The following is an 18,342-nucleotide window of genomic DNA, read 5'->3' on the forward strand; positions in this document are numbered from 1 at the left end:
CATCGAGGCAGCCGAATGCAAGAACTACTTCGAAAACGCAGGCTACGCTTCCGTCAAAATATGAAACGCTCTAGCCGTGCTGCGCGACGCGGTCGACCTCGGTCGCAAACTGGAGCCGAGCCAAGCCGAAGCACCGACGATTCCTCCCCGAAAATAGGAACGGACTTCAGCGAACGGGGTCGAGGCAACGCTGTGCGACAATTCAAAGCAAAGCCACTCCGGGCGGGCCGGAGTGGCTTTGTTGCAAGTGCAGTTCAGCGGTTGGCGATAAAAACCGCTTCCTCATCGTCGCGCTGCCTGCCTCCGAGGGCCGCGGCGGCACTGGCGATAAAGGCGCCGATGGCCAGCGAGAGCGCACCAAGCAGGGCAAACGTCGCACTGGCCTTCCTGGCGGTGTCGGCGGCCTGCTGCGCCTTGACTTTGGCGTCCTGAGCCTTGGCGAGGACGGCATCCACCCGGGTCCTGGCGTCTGCTTCAGAAAGCCCTGTGCGGACGGCGACCAGCTGCGACAGATACGTTTTGTCGTCTGCGGAAACCTCGCCTGCCGCTGCACCGGCGATCAGGATGCGCGAAGCCTGACCGACCGCAGCCGCATCGCTGTCCGGATTGGCGGCAGCCAGCCTGCCCGGATCAGCCGGACGGAACAGCGAATCCACCAGGTAGGAGGTCGCATTGTCTGCCGATGTGCTGTCGGCATTGGCCGAAGCTCCCGCCGATGCGCCCATGGCCGCGCCAGACGCGATGGTGGACACCGCCTGCACGCCTGAGCCTATCGCAGCGGAAAGCGCGGAGCCAAGCACGCCGACGACGAGCAACGTGGCCAGCGCCCAGGCAAGAAAGCCGTGTGCGGTGTCCCGGAAATAGACTTCATCGGTGTGGATGCCGACCCATTTGGTGCGCAGGCGTCCGGCAAGATAGCCGCCGACGCCGGAGGACAGCCATTGCACGATGACAAGCCAGATCGCGGTGGACGCCGCGAAAGTGGTCACAGATGCGCCCGATCCCGACCATGGCGACACCATGCTCAATCCCAGCCCCGAACCGAGCAGCATGAGGATGAGGGTCAATGTCGAGGCCGCGAAGGCTCCGGCGATGATCGGTCCCCAGCTGACGGCGGTGGAGGAGGACTCGGTTGAGGCGGAAACATCGACCGCCGACAGGGTGGACTGCATGGAAGCCCCCTATCGTACGAACAGCATGATCAGAATGATGATCGGAATCGGAATGCCGAGCAACCAGAGCAAAATGCCACGTCCCATGGAGGCCTCCTGTTAGAATATTGTGAATCGATGTTGTCACAATGTTCCAAGGGAACTTCCGTTCCGGCGCGTTGTAAAATGATTTTCTTGCCGCCAGCGGAACATTGGCGCGCCGCAGCGCGCCAATTCAGATTTGATGTCCAGATCAGATGTCCAGATTGGCGACCGACAGCGCGTTGTCCTGGATGAACTCGCGCCTGGGTTCGACCTCATCGCCCATCAGCCGCGAAAACAGCGAATCCGCATCGGTCGCGTCATTGACCTTGACTTGCAGCAGCGAGCGCACGTTCGGATCGAGCGTGGTTTCCCACAGCTGTTCGGCGTTCATCTCGCCGAGACCCTTGTAGCGTTGCATCGTCAGGCCCTTGCGGCCGGTCGCAAAGACCGCGTTGAGCATCGCCAGCGGCCCCGAGATGGTTTCGGAGACATCTTTGCGGCGCAGCACCGGCGGCGACCCGTAGACCTCGCTGAGGCGCTGTGCGTAGCGGTCGAGCTGGCGTGCGTCGGCCGAATTGATCAGCGCCAGGTCGAGATGCGCGTATTCCTTGACGCTGCGCACCGTGCGCTCGAACACATAGCCGCCGACGCCTTCATTCGAGGTCGACATGCGGCCGGTCCAGCCGCGCTCGGTGTCCTCGGCGATGATGTCGAGGCGTTTTGCAATCCGCTCCGCCATGTCGTTGGCGCGGCCGAGATCGGTGAACACGTCCGGGTTGAGCCCGCCGGCGATCGCCGCCTGCTCGACGACGCCTCTGTTGTAGCGCGTGTGCAGGCCGTTGATCAGCTGGCGCACCGCCAGCGCGTCGTCGATGGCTCCGCGCAGGTCCTGTCCGATGCGAACCTCGCCCGAGCCGAGGGTAAGCGATGCTTCCTCCAGTCCCGAGCCGATCAGGAACTCCTCGAACGCGCTCTCGTCCTTGATGTATTGCGAGCTCTTGCCGCGCGTCACTTTGTAGAGCGGCGGCTGGGCGATGTAGAGATGGCCGCGCTCGATCAGCTCCGGCATCTGCCGGAAAAAGAAGGTCAGCAGCAAGGTTCTGATATGGGCGCCGTCGACATCGGCGTCGGTCATCAGGATGATCTTGTGGTAGCGCAGCTTGTCGGCGTTGAACTCGTCCTTGCCGATCGAGGTCCCGAGCGCCGTGATCAACGTGCCGATCATGTCGGAGCCGAGCATGCGGTCGAAGCGGGCCCGCTCGACATTGAGGATCTTGCCGCGCAGCGGAAGAATGGCCTGATTCTGGCGCGAACGGCCGCCCTTGGCCGAGCCGCCGGCGGAGTCACCCTCGACGATGAAGATTTCGGACTTCGCCGGGTCGCGTTCCTGGCAGTCGGCCAGCTTGCCGGGCAGGGAAGTGACGCCGAGCGAGCTCTTGCGGGTGATATCGCGCGCCTTGCGCGCCGCTTCACGCGCCGCCGCGGCCTGGATCACCTTGTCGACGACCACCTTGCCTTCGCTCGGATGTTCTTCAAGCCAGGTGCCGAGCGCTTCGTTGACCAGGCCTTCGACGACAGGACGGACCTCCGACGAGACCAGCTTGTCCTTGGTCTGCGAGGAGAATTTCGGATCTGGAACCTTGACTGAAAGCACCGCCGTCAGGCCTTCGCGGCAATCGTCGCCGATCAGCGAGACCTTTTCCTTCTTGGTCAGGCCCGACGATTCGCCATAGCCGGTGATCTGGCGCGTCAGCGCGCCGCGAAAGCCGGCCAGATGCGTGCCGCCATCGCGCTGCGGGATGTTGTTGGTGAAGGCCAGCACGTTCTCGTGGTAGCTGTCGTTCCACCACATCGCCACTTCGACGGTGATCCCGTCGCGCTCCGCCTTGATGGCGATCGGCTTGTCGATCAGCGGTTTCTTGACCCGATCGAGATATTTGACGAATTCTTCGAGGCCTCCGTCATAGTGCAGTTCATGGCGCACGACATCGGCGTGACGGGCATCGGTCAAAATGATGCGCACGCCGGAATTGAGGAAGGCAAGCTCGCGCAGCCGGTGTTCCAGCGTGCCGAAGTCGAACTCGACCATGGTGAAGGTCTCGGCCGACGGGAAGAAGGTGATCTGGCTGCCGCTGCGGCCCTCATAGGTGCCCGGCTGCTTGTCCTGCTCATAGCTGCCGGTGGCCTTCAGCGGCGCGTCGGCATTGCCATGCGTGAAACTCATCTCGAAGATCTGGCCGTTGCGGCGGATTTTCAGCTTCAGCCACGCCGACAGCGCGTTGACCACCGAGACGCCGACGCCATGCAGGCCGCCCGAGACCTTGTAGGAATTCTGGTCGAACTTGCCGCCGGCATGCAGCTGCGTCATGATCACTTCGGCCGCCGAAATGCCTTCTCCGGTGTGGATATCGGTTGGAATTCCGCGGCCATTGTCGATCACGGTGACCGAACCATCGGGGTTGAGCGTCACGGTGACGAGATCGGCGTGACCGGCCAGCGCCTCGTCGATGGCGTTGTCGACCACTTCATAGACCATGTGATGCAGGCCCGAACCGTCGTCGGTATCGCCGATATACATTCCGGGGCGTTTGCGGACAGCATCCAACCCCTTCAAAACCTTGATGGAATCGGCGCCGTATTCGGCTTCAGCGCCGTTGTTGTTGTCGATCTGATCGCTCATGAAAACCTGTTGTCTGGATGCCGCTTGCACGGCGCGAAAAACCCGCTTCGAATCGCGCCTCTGATATGCACTAGATATAGGCGCAAAAGGCGGTTTTTCCAAGGTTTGCAGGCATTTCACGGGGAATGAGCCGGCTGTCCATGACAGCCTCCCGTCAGGCCCTATTTCACTTTGGCCAGCCGGTCCCTGAGAAACTTGATCATGAACTTATATCGCGGCGCCAGCCGCCCGCTGCGGTCGAGCTCCAGCGTCATGTCCAGCGCCTGGGAAAGCACGGCCTTGGGGTTCTTGGCGACCTGAGCGTAGTCGATCATGGCCACCACCAGGTCGCGCTGCCAGGTGGCGTTGTTTGGGTCGGACCGGGCGAGCTGCTGGCGGATGTCGAGACTGTCCTGGAAAGCCTGCCGCGCGCCTTTGACGTCGCGATGCTTGGCCTTGAGCATGCCGATCTCGGACAGAGTGATCGACAGGTCGCGTTGCCAGTCGGCATTGGCAGGGTCGAGCTTGGCCAGCCGGTCGGCGATGGCGAAACTGTCTGTATAGGCCTTGAGCGCTCCAGCGCGGTCGCCCTGTATCGCCCGAATGCCCGCTACTTTTTCCAAGCTGACCGAGAGGTCGCGTTGCCAGTCGGCGTTGGCAGGGTCACTGGCCGCCAGCACGCGGGCTATCGAGAGGGCTTGCCTGTAGGCGGCGAGGGCTGCCGGCCAGTCCTCTTGATCGCTCAGCGCATTGCCGATCTTTGCGTTGCCGACCGACAGGTCGCGCTTCAGCTCACTGTTGTCGGGGTCGCGGCCCACCAATTGTTCGACGATCGCATGGCCCGCTTTATAGGACGCGAGTGCGCCCGCCGCATCGCCGCGCTCGCGCTTGAGGTCGCCGATCGTATCATGGCTGACGGAGACATCGCGTTGCCGCTCGGCGTCCCACGGCTTCTTCTCGGCCAGCGCCAATCGGACCTTCAGGCTCTCCTCGTAGGCCATCTGGGCGTTGTCCAGTCGCCCCATGACCCGGGCAAGGCCGCCGATCTCGTCATAGGTGATGGTCAGGTCGCGCTGCAGCTCGGCGCGCTCCGGTTCATTATCGGCAAGTTGCTTCTTGATCGACAGGCTTTCCTGGTAGACTTGTGCGGCGCTGGCCAGATCGCCTTGCGTCACCAGCACGTTGCCGATCTTGTCGTCGACCATGGCGAAGTCCCCGAACCATGGCAGCCGATCGGGTTCGGCAGCGGTCAAATCCCTGAGCATGGTTCTGGCGGTCCGATAGTTTTCCAGCGCTTCCGGCAGGTCCCCTTGCGCCAGCTTGACGTTGCCGAGCTTGATGTGGCTGACGGCAAAATCGCGCTTGACGCTCGGGTCGGTTTCCCGGGCCGAACGCAGCTCGAGATTGGATACCAGCGCTGCAAAGGCGCGGCCTGCCGCATCGGTGTTGCCGACAAGGGTGTAGAGCTTGCCGAGTTCGTCCAGCGTGCGGATCTGGCGGTCGGCCTGGTCCAGGGTCAGATCGGTCTGCCCGGCCTCGCGGTAAAGAGCCAGGACCGATTCATAATCGTTGATGGCCGTGGCGTAGTCGAGGTCGGCGCGCGCCGCACCGCCGGACAGGAAACGCGTCGCCGCCTCGGACAGCGTGCGGCCGACGAAATTGGCCTTCAAGGCGTTGCGCGAAACATTGTCGATGTCGGCGGCCTTTGCGAGGATGGCGCGAGCCCCATCGAAGGCGCCGAGCGAAAGCTGCTCCTCGGCCTGCCGGCGCAGCTCCGTCACCTGCGGATCATCGGAGGCCAGCGTCCTCATTTCGCCGCGCACCTTGACGAAGGCGTCCGCCGCCTCGCGCAACCGGGCATTCAGGCTGTCCGCCGAAAGGTGGCTGGCGTCGGAGCTGATCAGCACGCCGTAGAGAGGCGCCAGCGGCATGTCGGCATCGCTGGCAACCTGCTCGACCTCACCGCGCATTTCCGGCGTCACGTCGGCCATGGCAAGCAACAGGCGCTCGCGCTCCGGCAATTGTTCCATGGCGGCCGCGGCAAAGAACAGCTTCGGCAGGCCGCTCTCGACGTAAGGCAGCTGTTTGCCCCGCGACAAATCGTAGACCTCCTGCTGCACCAGCGTCAGCACCGAGCGGATTTCGAGCCCGCTGGTGCCGAGATATTTGGTCAGCGCCGTGGTGAATGGCGAGTTCTGGCCGGTTCCGTCGGCCGCCGTCTCGCCGGGTGCTGCCGAGAAAGCGAACAGGATGTTTTCGGCGCGGCCAGTCCGACCAAGCCCCGGCCGGACATTTTCCACGACATCCTTGACCAGCGACGTCGCACCGCGCCCGTCACCCACCGTGCCCGAAAACGGATCGCTCCGGCAGGCGTCGAGCATGATCAGGCCGACCTTGGCGGTGGCGGCCACGGTCTTGCGCACCTCCTCCAGAGGCAAGCTGGTCTTCTCCAGCGCATCGAGCGAAGAGGGGTCGGCATCGACCGGCAGCAGCCGGTTATCGCCCGAGATTTCCACGCCGTGGCCGGAGAAGTAGACCAGCGCCACGTCGGCGCCTTTGGCATCCTGGCGAAAATCGTCGAGCGCGCGGCGCATGCGCCGCAGGTCGCGGTTGGTTTCGAGGACGACCTCGAAGCCGAGCTTCTTCAGCACCGCTCCCATCGCCTCGCCGTCATGAACCGGGTTGGCAAGCGGCCGGATCAGGCGGTAGTCGTCGTCGGCGATGATCAAGGCCACGCGCCGCTCAGCCGCCGCGGTGGCGGTGGTCATGAGCATCAGCAGCAAGGCAAAAAGCAAACGCAAGTCGAACCGCCCCCCGGCTTGTCCCTTTGCGCGAACATTCCACCTCTTTATGCCATGAGCAAGCCGGGCTTTTTGCGGAAGACCAGCGTTTTCAGGCAGCCCGCATAGGCTTCAAAGCCTCGCTCCAGCGCAACAGCTCGTCGAGCATGGTTTTGGCTCCGCCCTGCACCTGTTCGCCGGCGTTGAAAGCGCCGTTCTCGTCGAGCAGTTTCTGATACATCGGCAGGGCGACGCCTTCCGAGATCGGCATGACACCCACCGAGGTCAGCAGCGGCTTCAGCGCTTGCGCCGCGCGCAGGCCGCCGGAGACGCCGCCATAGCTGAAAATGGCGGCAGGCTTGTACTTCCATTCACGCGAGAGATAATCGATCGCGTTGACGATCGCCGGCGCCACGAAATAATTGTATTCCGGCGCCACGAAGACGAAGGCATCGGCGGCATCGATCGCTTTTGACCAGGCCTTGGTATGGTCGTTCTGGTAATTGCCGAGTCTTGGATGGTGCGGTTCGTCCAGCACCGGAAGCTTGAACGTGTCGATGTCGGTCAGTACCGGCTCGAATTTTCCATGCTCGCGCGCGAACGTCTCCAGCCACTTGGCAAAAACCGGCCCTGCGCGGCCTGGCCGCGTGCTGCCGATGATGATGTTCAACTGGTGCTTCAAGCTGGGCTCCTGCGATAGCGGTATCCATTGGTGACTGCCACCTAGGGCATGCCGCTCGGGGCAACAAGAAGGCACCTCACGGTAACCGGTCACGTTCCGGAGAGCAGGGCCTTGCCGTACGGTCACATGGACGCCTGCTTTGCGGCCCACTACATTGGGTCATCAGCGGAGCACAGCATGGACATCCAGCCCGCCCCCTTCATTCCCCCGGCGCCGAAGCCGCGCACGACGCCGCCCTCGACGCTGGAGATGATCCGCATCGTCTACCGCAACCCGCTCGAATTGTGGGGTGAACACACCTACAACGAGCCTTGGATTTCGGCCAATGGCGTTGGCGGACATCTGATCGTCGCCAACGATCCCGGCCTGATCCGCCATGTGCTGGTCGACAACGCCAGGAACTACAAGATGGCGACGGTGCGCCAGAAGATCCTGCGGCCGATCCTGCGCGACGGCCTGCTGACCGCCGAGGGCGAGGTCTGGAAGCGGTCGCGCAAGGCGATGGCGCCGGTGTTCACGCCGCGCCACATCTTCGGCTTCGCCCAGCCGATGCTGAGACGCACGCTGGACTTCGTCACCCGCTATGAAGACGGCGGCACGTCCGACATCGCTCATGACATGACGCTGCTCACCTACGACATCCTGGCCGAGACGCTATTTTCCGGCGAGATATCGGGCGAGCCGGGCAGTTTCGCCAACGAGATCGACCGCCTGTTCGAGACCATGGGCCGCGTCGATCCGCTCGATCTGTTGCGCGCGCCCGACTGGCTGCCGAGGCTGACCCGCATCCGCGGCCGCAAGACCATGGCCTATTTCCGCAAGATCGTCACCGACACGGTCACGATGCGCGAAGCGAAATTCAAGCGCGACCCTGATGCCGTGCCGCAGGATTTCCTGACACTGCTGCTCAAGGCCGAGGGACCCGACGGACTGACACGGGCCGAGGTCGAGGACAACATCATCACCTTCATCGGCGCCGGCCATGAGACGACCGCGCGGGCTTTGGGCTGGACGCTGTATTGCCTGGCGGAATCACCGTGGGAGCGCAACCGGGTCGAGCAGGAGATTGACCAGGTGCTGGCGCGCGAGCCCGATCCGACGAAATGGCTCGATGCCATGCCGTTCACCCGCGCCGCCTTCGACGAGGCGCTCCGGCTCTATCCGCCGGCGCCGTCGATCAACCGCGAGCCGATCGAACCGGAAATGTGGAAGGATCTTCATATCCCCAAGCATGCCGCCGTGCTGGTGATGCCATGGGTCGTGCATCGCCACAGGAAGCTTTGGGACCGGCCGGATGCCTTCCTGCCGGAGCGCTTCCACCCGGGAAATCGCGAAAAGATCGACCGCTTCCAGTATCTGCCGTTTGGCGCCGGTCCTCGCGTCTGCATCGGCGCCAGCTTCGCCATGCAGGAGGCGATCATCGCGCTGGCGATCATGCTGTCGCGCTTCCGCTTCGACACCACCGCCGAAACCAAGCCTTGGCCGGTGCAGAAACTCACCACGCAGCCACAAGGCGGTCTGCCGATGCGGGTGACGCCAAGATAGGCGTGACCCCTTCAGGTAGCTGTAACGACTATGCTGCAGGCTTGCGCTGCTGGAACTGGCCGGCGGCGCGGTAGCGCCAGAGATAGCTGGGCAGGATCGTCGCGATCGATTGCGGCTGGATGCCGAGCCCCGCAAGCGTCCGGTTGGCCTTGGCGGCCGCGTCCGAAACGATGTTGTGTTCGCGCAGCTGCATCACCTGGTCCTTGGTCAGCAGCGGATTGGGCAAGAGGCCGAGGATCGAGGCCTGGATGTTGGCCACCCACCACGGCACCGGCACCAGCAGGCGCTTGCGCTCGATCACCTCGAGCAGCTCTTCCATGCATTCCTTGAAGGTGAGCACCTTCGGCCCGCCGAGTTCATAGATATGGCCGCCATCCACCTTGCCGTCGACCGAGCGCGCCACCGCTTCGGCAACGTCGCCGACATAGACCGGCTGGAACTTGGTCTGGCCGCCGCCGATCAGCGGCAGCACCGGCGAATAGCGCGCCATGTTGGCGAAGCGATTGAAGAAGCCGTCTTCGGGTCCGAAATTGATCGACGGCCGGAAGATCACGGCGTCCTTGATCGTCTCCAGCACAGCCTTTTCGCCAAGCGCCTTGGTGCGCGCGTAGTCCGATTCGGAGTCCAGATCGGCGCCAAGCGCAGAAATGTGGGTCAGGCCGGCGCCGACCGAGCGCGCGGCCTCGGCCACTGCGCGGGCGCCGAATTCGTGCACGGCGGAGAATTTCTGCCGGCCGCTCTCATGCAGGATGGCGACCAGATTGACGACATGGTCGGCGCCTTGCACGGCGCGGTCTACCGACCAACGCACGCGCACATTGGCCTGGACCGGCTGGATCTGGCCGACATTGCCAAGCGGCTGCAAATGGCCGGCAAGATCGGGCCGCCGGCAGGCGACCCGGATGCGATAGCCGCGCTTGGCCAGCGCACGCACGACATGGCGCCCGACAAAGCCTGACCCGCCAAAGACGACGACGAGCTTTGGGGTCTGCAGGATTTCGGTCATGGCTGGCTCCGGCGCTCGCAAGCTTGGCTGAAGCCGTTTCATAATCCGTTTCGTGCCAAAGGCAAAGGGCGACGCGTCGTCGCTATCAGCCTGTCAGAACGCTTTGCCGATACGGGCGTCGACCGAATGGCGGTTGCCGCCGCGAATGACGAAGAAGAGCAGGATCGCCGCCCACAGCAGCGACTTCTCCGCGCCCGAATAACCCTGGTCCATCGTAACCCAGTGGAACCAGACCGTGACCAGCAGCACGAACAGGCCGGCAAAGGCGGCCGGCCGCGTCAAAAACCCGATGGCGATGAAGATGCCGCCGAAGAATTCAGTGCAGGCCAAAAGCAAGGACCACAACGCACCCGGATAAAAGCCGAGACCCTCGACCATCTCGGCGGCGCCGAAAGGATTGGTGATCTTCTGCGAACCGTGGATGGCTAGAAACCCACCGGCGACGACGCGAAGAACCGTTTCGGCACCATCGTGCAGAGCGGCGTAAACCCTGCCAAGGGCCGGAATGATAAGGGCGTTGCGGGGATTGTCCGTGCTTGCCGACATTGTAGCTCCTCTGTTTTGCTTGATCAGCGCAAACGGCCGATCAGGTCGGACGAAGTCAAATAAACAAAAGTTGACCAAACTACGAATGTTTTAACATTGCGCGGCCAAACGCAGAAAACCCCGCAGAAGCGGGGTTTTCCGGGCGACGTCCATGTGAAGTCAGGTGCCGACGGAGCGGCCTGACCTGAGACGGTATCAGGAGGGCGTGAAGCAAGTACGCCCACCCCAGCCCTGAACATCCGACATGGTGCCACCAACCTTCTTGCAGGCGGCGACGAAATCGGCGCTGCAATTGGCGAATTTTGCATGGCCGTTCTTGCAGTAGTGATCTTCGGTGGCCCCGCCGCTCGGGGCAGTGATGACACCCGGGCTGGACGGCTTGGCCGGCGCGGCCTTCAAGGTGGCTGCCTGTGTGGCACCCATGAACGAGCCGAGCAGAAGGACGGCGGTCAGCATGGTGATCTTGGTGTTGGTCATGACAATTTCCTTTGATTTGGGTTGAGTTTCCGAGGCGCGAAGGACCGGCCATCGCGTGATGCAGGCTTTCGATTTCGGTTTGCTGCTTCCCCCGGTGTGGATCGGGCAAGCTCGCCTTGCCCTGGACAAAGCTGTGTCGCAGCAAGGCGCGGAAAGGTTCAGCGGCGCGCAAAGAAAATCGCACCGCACCGCGCCTGGGGCGGGCTGATTTCAGATAACCAATTGATATTTAATTATTATTCAGGAAGAGTAGCGTGCGGCGAATTCGGAAATGCGCTGCACCACCGCCTTGGATGCGGTGATGCCCCGCGCTTGCGCCTTCTCTGCCGCCTCTGCACGGGCGCGGCCCGGCACGTGCACGCCGAAGCGCCGCCGCAGCCGGTCGAGTTGGTCCTTCATTCGCTGCTCGAAATCCGGATCGAGCAGCTTGGGCTCGACGGCAAGCACGAACAGGCCGGTGCCGGGACTGTCCGGCCCGCCGCTGAACCATGGCGCGTCGAGCGACCAGTTGGCGCCTGACAGGCCGGCTGCCAGCACTTCGACCATCAACGCGATGTTGGCACCGCGCTGGCCGCCGAAGGCAAGCATGGCGCCCTTCATGGCGGCGGCCGGATCGGTGGTCGGGTTGCCGCAGGCGTCCAGCGCCCAGCCTTCCGGGATGGTCTTGCCCTCTTCGGCCGCTTTGCGGATGTTGACGAAGGCGGTGGCGCTTGACGACTGGTCGATGACCAGCGGCGCGCCGTCGGCGGCGGGTGCGGCAAACGACATCGGGTTGGTGCAATAGACCGGCTTGACCGAGCCCGAGCCGGCAAGCACGGCCGGGCCGTTGGTGGCGGCGAACGACACCAGTCCAAGTGCTGCCAGCCTTCCGGTGAAATAGCCGAGCGCGCCGCATGTATAGGCGTTCTTCTGCGAGAAGATGGCGACACCGAACAGCTTTGCCGCCTTGGCGAGGTCGTCGATGGTGCGGTCGAAGCCGGTATGCGCCAGCCCGCCGCGTGCATCGGAGAGATAGACCGCAAGCGCCGGCCGGGTGATCACCGGATCGGCATTGCCGTCGATGCGTCCGGCTTCCAGCGCCTCAAGATAGTCGATGAAATGCGACAGACCGACCGAGGAAAGCCCTTCGGCCTCGGCTGATATGATCGAAGCAGCGAGCGATTGTGCCGCTTCCTCATTGGCGCCGGCGCCAAGTGCCGCCATCCGGCACAGTCCTTTTGCCTGGTCGAGACTGAGTTGCATCATGGCCGTCCTAGGGGAGTAAGGGAATAGGGGAGTACGGGAGTAGGGGACAGTGAGCAGTGAATAGCGAATGGGGATGGAAATGTGAATGTGGATAGTAGCCGGATACTCCCCTACTCCCCTACTCCCCTACTCCCCTACTCCCCTCTAACCAATCTTGTTGGGGATCCGCGCTTCTATCCTGCTGAACGCAAAGACCAGAATACCGGTGATCATCATGTAGATCAGCGCCAGCAGCAGCAGGGGTTCATAGGTGAGATAGGTGTCCTGCCGCACCTTGGACGAAACGGCGAAGATGTCGATGACGCTGATCGTCGCCACCAGCGGCGTCGATTTCAACTGCAGCACGGTCTCCCCGGTCAGCGTCGGCAACGCCCGATAGATGGCTTGCGGCAGCCAGATGCGCCGGAACGCCTTCCAGCGGCTCATGCCGAACGCGCGGGCGGCTTCGAGTTGCCCCTTCGGCACGCCCGCAAAGGCGCCGCGCATCACCTCGCCCTCATAGCCGGCGAACGACAGGGTCAACGCCAGCACGCCATAGGGCCAGGCTTGCCGCAGATATGGCCACATCCAGGATTCGCGGATCCAGGGATATTGCGGGAACAGCGAGCCCAGGCCGTAGTAAAGCAGCCATAGCTGGATCAGCAGCGGCGTGCCCCGGATCACCGTGCAGAACACCTTGGCGGGCGCGGCGAACCAGAATGAGCCGGCGGCTTGCGCCAGCCCTAGCGGCACGGCCAGCAGGAAGCCCAGGACGCAGGTGACGGCCAGGATCCACAGCGACCGCCAGATGCCGATCAAGCCCATTTCATAATATTGCGGCAGCCAGTCCCAGCGCATGAAAAAGGCGGCCGACAGAACCAGGCCGAGTGCGATCAGGATCAGCACGATGCGGTGCGGCTGCAGCCACAGCGACGTTCGCGCGACGACATTGATGATGGCGGCCTCGTTGGCCATCAGCGCGCCTCCTTGAGCGAAGGCATGCCGCGCCGCGACCATGCCTCGACCCGGCCGATGATGAGATTGGAGACCAGCGACAGCAGCAGATAGAGCACGCCCGCCGCGAAAAAGAAGGTGAAATAGGCTTTGGTGACGCCCGCCGCCTGCCGCGTCGCCAGCGCCAGTTCGTAGAAACCGACGACCGCCAGCAGCGCGGTGTCCTTGGTGGCGATCAGCCAGAGATTGGCGAGGCCCGGTATGGCGAAGGGCAGCATTGACGGCAAGGTGATGCGCCGCAACATCAGGCCCGGAGACATTCCATAGGCGCGGGCGGCCTCGATCTGGCCCTGCGGAATGGCCAGGATCGCGCCGCGTATCACCTCTGTCGAATAGGCGCCCTGGACAAAGCCGAGCACGGCGATGCCGGCGGCAAGGCCACTCACGTCGACGCGCTGATAGCCCATGGCCGTCAGCGCCTGATTGATCAGGTCGGTTCCGGCGTAATAGAGCAGCAGGATCAGCACCAGTTCGGGCACCGCGCGCACGATGGTGGTGTAGACCGCCAGGAGATCGCGCACCACCGGCCCGCCATAAAGTTTGCCATAGGCGCCGCCGGTGCCGATCAGAAGGCCGAGGCACGTGGCGCCCAGCGCGATCTCGATCGAATGGAGCAGCCCAACCAAAAGAGCCCCGCCCCAGCCTGGCGGGTAGGGCGAGAGAAGCTCGGTGATGCCGGCCGCGGAGGCCGAAAGAAGTGCGTCGATCAGCGTCGCCCCCGAAGTGCTGGCCAACCGCCGACGGCTGCGTCGGCGGCAAACATGCCTGGGAAAGATCGAGCAGGGGGCATGGCGCTGGCGCCATGCCCCACCGCTCATACGAGGATCGTCAGTTCGACTGTGCGCCGCCACCGCCGTAAATGTCGAAATCGAAGTATTTCTTCGAGATCTCGTCATATTTGCCGTTGGCGCGGATCGCCTTGATGCCGGCGTTGATTTTGCCCTTCAGTTCGGTGTCTTCCTTGCGCACGCCGGCGCCGACGCCCGGTCCGAGCACTTCGTCGTCAGGAGCGACCATCCCCTTCAAGTCGCAGCAGGCCTTGCCCTGGTCGGATTTCAGGAACTCGCCAAGCGCGATGGAATCGGCCTGAACCGCATCGAGGCGGCCGGCGGCCAGATCGTTGTTGGCCTCGTCCTGGGTCTGGTATTCCTTGATCTCCGAGGCTGTGCTGCCAAAGTGCTTCTTGGCGTAGACAGCGTGCACCGTCGAAACCTGCACGCCGACGATCTTGCCCTTGAGGTCGTCCGGGGCGGAGCCGAATTTCTGGTCCTTGGGGCCGATGATCGCGGTCGGCGTGTTATAGTACTTGTCCGAGAAATCGATCGTCTTCGCGCGTTCGGCGGTGATCGACATCGAGGAGACGATGAGGTCGATCTTCTTGGTCGTCAGTGCCGGGATGATGCCGTCCCAGGCGACCGGGGTAATGACGCAATCGAGCTTCTCCTCGGCGCAGACGGCATCGATGAAGTCGATCTCCCAACCGACCCACTTGCCCGAAGCATCGGGCGAGGTGAAGGGCGGATAAGGCTCGGCGGCGACGCCGATCTTGACCGGATCGGCCTTGGCCACGCCCATGGCGGCGACGCCGAGCAGCAGCGCTGCGGCGAATGTTTTCAGAACAGTCTTCATGTCACGACTCCCAGTTTGTTGTTGGTTCCCGGTTTTCTTCCGTCCCGGCCTGTCCTAGCCGATGTTGCGGATGAACTGCTTCAGCCTTTCGGATTTGGGCGCGCCGAAGATCTGCTCCGGCGGGCCTTCTTCCTCGACCAATCCATTGTAGAGATAGACGACATGCGTCGCGACCTCGCGGGCGAACTTCATCTCGTGGGTGACCAGCACCATGGTGCGGCCTTCGCGCGCCAGGTCGCCGATCACCTTCAGCACCTCACCGACCAGCTCGGGATCGAGTGCGGAGGTGGGCTCGTCGAACAGCATGACGCGCGGATTGATGGCCAGCGCCCGGGCGATCGCCGCGCGCTGCTGCTGGCCGCCCGACAGATAGGCCGGATAGACGTCGCGCTTTTCGGCCAGACCGACACGGGCGAGCAGTTTCTCGGCCTCGCCGATCGCCACATCGCGCTTGATGCCAAGCACATGTACGGGAACCTCGATGACGTTTTCGATCAGCGTCATGTGGCTCCACAGGTTGAAGTTCTGGAACACCATGCCGAGCTTGGAGCGGATGCGCTCGATCTGCTTGCGGTCGGCCGGGACCGTGTGGCCATGGCTGTCGGCCTTGAGCTTGATCTCCTCGCCATTGACGCGGATGATGCCGCTGGTGGGGTTTTCCAGGCAGTTGATGCAGCGCAGCAGGGTCGATTTGCCTGAGCCCGAGCCGCCGATGATGGCGATGACCTCGCCGTCGCGCGCCGACAGCGAGACGCCCTTCAGCACATGCAGCTCACCGAATCTCTTGTGCAGGTTCTCGACATGGATGGCTTCGGCGGCGCCGTCCTGCGCCGTATGTTTCAATGCGGGTGCGGCGCTTTGCGCTGTCATCCCGGATGCGGCGCTTATGGCCGTCATTCCTTCCACGCTCCGCGGAGCGTTCGAGCTCGTCGCTGCTGGTATCTTTTACCCATTACCCGTCACTGGACAGAGTTCCCATGCTCAGGATGGACCGTTCCGCTTGCCTCCGTCAACCATGGTTTTTGGACTATTGATCACAGCTTGCTGTAGTGGTTAGTGGCGCCAACCGACGTTCAGGGAGAATTTAGTGGGCAAATCATACGGGTCGCAGTCCATGGCCGGACCCCTGAAACGCGTGTTGATGCGGTCCGCCACGAGCGCCATGCGTCATGCCAGGGCACAGGAATGGCACTATGGTCCGGGGTTCGATCCGCAGAAGGCGGCGGCCCAGCATGAGCAGTTGACCAGCATGGTCGCGGCTTCCGGCGCCGAGATCGAATGGCTGACGGACGCCGATGACGGGCTGGCCGATTCCGTCTTCACCCATGATCCGTCGCTGATGACCGATCATGGCGCGATTATCCTTTCGATGGGCAAGGCGCTGCGCCGTGCCGAGCCCGGTCTGCACGAGGCAGCTTACAAGCGCATGGGGATACCCATTCTCGGTCGGATCGATGATCCGGGGCAGGTGGAAGGCGGCGACTGCGTCTGGGTCGATGCAACCACGCTGGCCGTCGGTCGTGGCGTACGCACCAACCAGGACGGCATCCAGCAGCTTTCGAACCTGCTCTCGCCCAAGGGCATTTCGGTCTTCGGTTTCGACCTGCCGCTCTGGCACGGCGAGGAAGCCTGCCTGCATCTGATGTCGGTGATCAGCCCGCTCGCCGACGATTTGGCGCTGGTCTACCCGCCCTTGCTGCCGGCCCCCTTCTACCAGATGCTGCGGGGTCGCGGCATCAAGCTGGTCGAGGGCGATGCCGACGAGTTCTTCGCTTCCAGCGGGCTCAGTCTCAATGTGCTGCCGACCGCGCCGCGCCAGATCATTGCCGTTGCCGGCTTTCCCAGGACGGCGGCCGCCATGGAAGCGGCCGGCTGCACGGTCGCCACCTTCGATGCGGATGCGCTCTGCATCGCCTGCGAGGGCGGTCCGACCTGCCTGACGCGCCCGGTGCTGCGCCAATGATCGCCACTGGGACCACCACTGGGACGACCGTCGGCGAGGCGTTGATTTCGCTGCTTGAAGCGCATGGCGTCGACACGGTGTTCGGCATTCCGGGCGTCCACACGGTCGAACTCTATCGCGGGCTGGCGCGCTCGAAGATCCGCCACGTCACGCCGCGCCACGAACAAGGCGCCGGCTTCATGGCCGATGGCTACGCACGCGCCAGCGGCAGGCCGGGCGTCGCCTTCGTCATCACCGGACCGGGGCTGACCAACACCATCACCGCCATGGGGCAGGCACGCGCTGATTCGGTGCCGATGCTGGTCATATCCGGCGTCAACGCCATGCCGACGCTGGGCAAGGGCCTCGGCCATCTGCATGAACTGCCGGATCAGCGCGGCATGATGGAGAAGGTGGCGCTGTTTTCGAAGCGCGTCACCGAGGCCAGCGAATTGCCCGCTGCTCTGGCGCAGGCCTTCGCCCTGTTTTCATTGGCCCGGCCCGGCCCGGTGCATATCGAGATCCCGACCGACGTCATGGTCAAGCCGGCGGATGGCATCGCTGCCATGCTGAGCAATGTGACGCCACCCGCGCCGGAAGGTGCCGCAATTGCCAGCGCGGCCAAACTCATCGCTGCCGCGCGCCGCCCGCTGATCCTGGTCGGCGGCGGCGCCAAACGCGCCGGGGCGCCATTGCGGCGTCTGGCCGAGCGGCTGGGAGCGCCGGTCGTCCAGACCACCAATGCGCGCGGCCTGCTGCATGGTCATCCGCTTTGCGTGCCGGCCAGTCCCAGCCTGAAGACAGTACGGGCGCTGATGGCCGAAGCCGATCTGGTCATTGCCGCCGGCACCGAATTCGGCCCGACCGACTATGACGGCTACAGCGATGGCGGCTTCGTCCTGCCCGCCAATCTGATCCGCATCGATATCGGCGCGGACCAGATTGCCCGCCGCCCGGCAACCGTTTCGATCCAGGCCGATTGCGCCGAGGCGCTCGAAGCGCTGCTTCTGGAAACGGGCCATGTCCGGGCAAGCGAGGGCGGTCCGTCGCGCGCAGCTGCTACACGAAAAGCAGCCTTTGCCGAGCTCAATCCGACCCTGCAGGCGCAAGTGCGTGCCGTCGAGATGATCCGCGACACCTTGCCGGGCGCGCTCATCGTCGGCGATTCGACGCAGCCGATCTATGCGGCCAACCTCTATTACGACCACGACCGCCCAGGCGGCTGGTTCAATGCCGCCACCGGCTTCGGCGCGCTCGGCTATGGCCCGCCGGCGGCGATTGGCGCGGCCCTTGCGATACCCGATGCGCCGGTTGTCTGCCTGACCGGCGACGGCGGCTTCCAGTTCACGCTGCCGGAGTTGGGCGCCGCGCTCGATGCGCGGGCGCCGGTCATCTTCATCGTCTGGAATAACAGAGGCTACCGCGAGATCGAAACCTCCATGCTCGATGTCGGTGTCGAGCCCGTCGGCGTATCGCCGGCGCCGCCCGATTTCTGCAAGCTGGCCGAGGCCTATGGCATCGGCGCCGAACGGCTTGCCGATATCGACGCTCTCGCGGACGCGTTGAAGCGCGCCCGGGCCACCGGACTGCCGCGCGTCATCGAAATCACGGTTGACTGAAGGACGGTGCTACGTATTTCCCG

At 63.7% G+C, this 18,342-nt stretch carries 15 protein-coding genes; 3 read left to right on the forward strand and 12 right to left on the reverse strand.

Annotated elements, in window-relative coordinates; all coding sequences use genetic code 11:
- Window positions 1-254 precede the first annotated feature (254 nt).
- From X735_RS150105 to X735_RS150090, 4 genes are all read right to left on the reverse strand, one after another.
- A complete protein-coding gene (locus X735_RS150105) occupies window positions 255-1,172 on the reverse strand; it encodes a hypothetical protein (RefSeq protein WP_023811499.1) in 918 nt (305 codons plus the stop codon).
- A 232-nt stretch (window positions 1,173-1,404) separates the two neighbouring features.
- The gene (gene gyrB, locus X735_RS150100; protein WP_023811500.1) at window positions 1,405-3,876 is read right to left on the reverse strand and encodes a DNA topoisomerase (ATP-hydrolyzing) subunit B; all 2,472 of its coding nucleotides are present in this window, start codon (window positions 3,874-3,876) and stop codon (window positions 1,405-1,407) included.
- Window positions 3,877-4,037: 161 nt separating this feature from the next.
- Complete coding sequence (locus tag X735_RS150095) at window positions 4,038-6,656, reverse strand: caspase family protein (protein ID WP_023811501.1); 2,619 nt, start codon at window positions 6,654-6,656, stop codon at window positions 4,038-4,040.
- A gap of 91 nt (window positions 6,657-6,747) precedes the next feature.
- Window positions 6,748-7,317 carry an NADPH-dependent FMN reductase gene (locus X735_RS150090; RefSeq protein WP_023811502.1) on the reverse strand — a complete coding sequence of 190 codons (570 nt, stop codon included), beginning with the start codon at window positions 7,315-7,317 and terminating at the stop codon, window positions 6,748-6,750.
- 177 nt (window positions 7,318-7,494) lie between these two features.
- Here X735_RS150090 and X735_RS150085 point away from each other — a divergent pair, with 177 nt between their 5' ends.
- Window positions 7,495-8,862: a cytochrome P450 gene (locus tag X735_RS150085; protein ID WP_023811503.1), complete on the forward strand. Its 1,368-nt coding sequence runs from the start codon at window positions 7,495-7,497 to the stop codon at window positions 8,860-8,862.
- 28 nt (window positions 8,863-8,890) lie between these two features.
- Here X735_RS150085 and X735_RS150080 read toward each other — a convergent pair whose 3' ends face one another.
- From X735_RS150080 to X735_RS150045, 8 genes are all read right to left on the reverse strand, one after another.
- Entirely contained in the window at window positions 8,891-9,868 is a 978-nt protein-coding gene (locus X735_RS150080; RefSeq protein WP_023811504.1) for a complex I NDUFA9 subunit family protein, read from the reverse strand.
- Window positions 9,869-9,961: 93 nt separating this feature from the next.
- The gene (locus tag X735_RS150075; RefSeq protein WP_023811505.1) at window positions 9,962-10,414 is read right to left on the reverse strand and encodes a DoxX family protein; all 453 of its coding nucleotides are present in this window, start codon (window positions 10,412-10,414) and stop codon (window positions 9,962-9,964) included.
- A 195-nt stretch (window positions 10,415-10,609) separates the two neighbouring features.
- Window positions 10,610-10,891 (reverse strand): hypothetical protein, encoded by a 282-nt coding sequence (locus X735_RS150070; protein ID WP_023811506.1) that lies wholly within the window; start codon window positions 10,889-10,891, stop codon window positions 10,610-10,612.
- A gap of 240 nt (window positions 10,892-11,131) precedes the next feature.
- Complete coding sequence (locus X735_RS150065; protein WP_023811508.1) at window positions 11,132-12,133, reverse strand: Ldh family oxidoreductase; 1,002 nt, start codon at window positions 12,131-12,133, stop codon at window positions 11,132-11,134.
- Window positions 12,134-12,280: 147 nt separating this feature from the next.
- Window positions 12,281-13,090: an ABC transporter permease gene (locus tag X735_RS150060; RefSeq protein WP_023811509.1), complete on the reverse strand. Its 810-nt coding sequence runs from the start codon at window positions 13,088-13,090 to the stop codon at window positions 12,281-12,283.
- Window positions 13,090-13,803, reverse strand: a complete 714-nt coding sequence (locus tag X735_RS150055) for an ABC transporter permease subunit (RefSeq protein ID WP_206638004.1) — start codon at window positions 13,801-13,803, stop codon at window positions 13,090-13,092. Before X735_RS150055 ends, X735_RS150060 begins: the two co-directional genes overlap by 1 nt.
- Window positions 13,804-13,957: 154 nt before the next feature.
- The gene (locus tag X735_RS150050) at window positions 13,958-14,758 is read right to left on the reverse strand and encodes a transporter substrate-binding domain-containing protein (protein WP_023811511.1); all 801 of its coding nucleotides are present in this window, start codon (window positions 14,756-14,758) and stop codon (window positions 13,958-13,960) included.
- Window positions 14,759-14,812: 54 nt separating this feature from the next.
- Window positions 14,813-15,628 (reverse strand): ABC transporter ATP-binding protein, encoded by an 816-nt coding sequence (locus tag X735_RS150045; protein WP_023811512.1) that lies wholly within the window; start codon window positions 15,626-15,628, stop codon window positions 14,813-14,815.
- Window positions 15,629-15,872: 244 nt separating this feature from the next.
- Here X735_RS150045 and X735_RS150040 point away from each other — a divergent pair, with 244 nt between their 5' ends.
- The gene (locus X735_RS150040) at window positions 15,873-16,721 is read left to right on the forward strand and encodes an arginine deiminase family protein (protein WP_031213356.1); all 849 of its coding nucleotides are present in this window, start codon (window positions 15,873-15,875) and stop codon (window positions 16,719-16,721) included.
- Complete coding sequence (locus X735_RS150035) at window positions 16,718-18,319, forward strand: 5-guanidino-2-oxopentanoate decarboxylase (protein WP_023811514.1); 1,602 nt, start codon at window positions 16,718-16,720, stop codon at window positions 18,317-18,319. The genes X735_RS150040 and X735_RS150035 overlap by 4 nt, the downstream gene beginning before the upstream one ends.
- The last annotated feature ends 23 nt before the right edge of the window (window positions 18,320-18,342 follow it).

The organism is Mesorhizobium sp. L2C084A000, assembly GCF_000502875.1.
Lineage (GTDB): Bacteria > Pseudomonadota > Alphaproteobacteria > Rhizobiales > Rhizobiaceae > Mesorhizobium.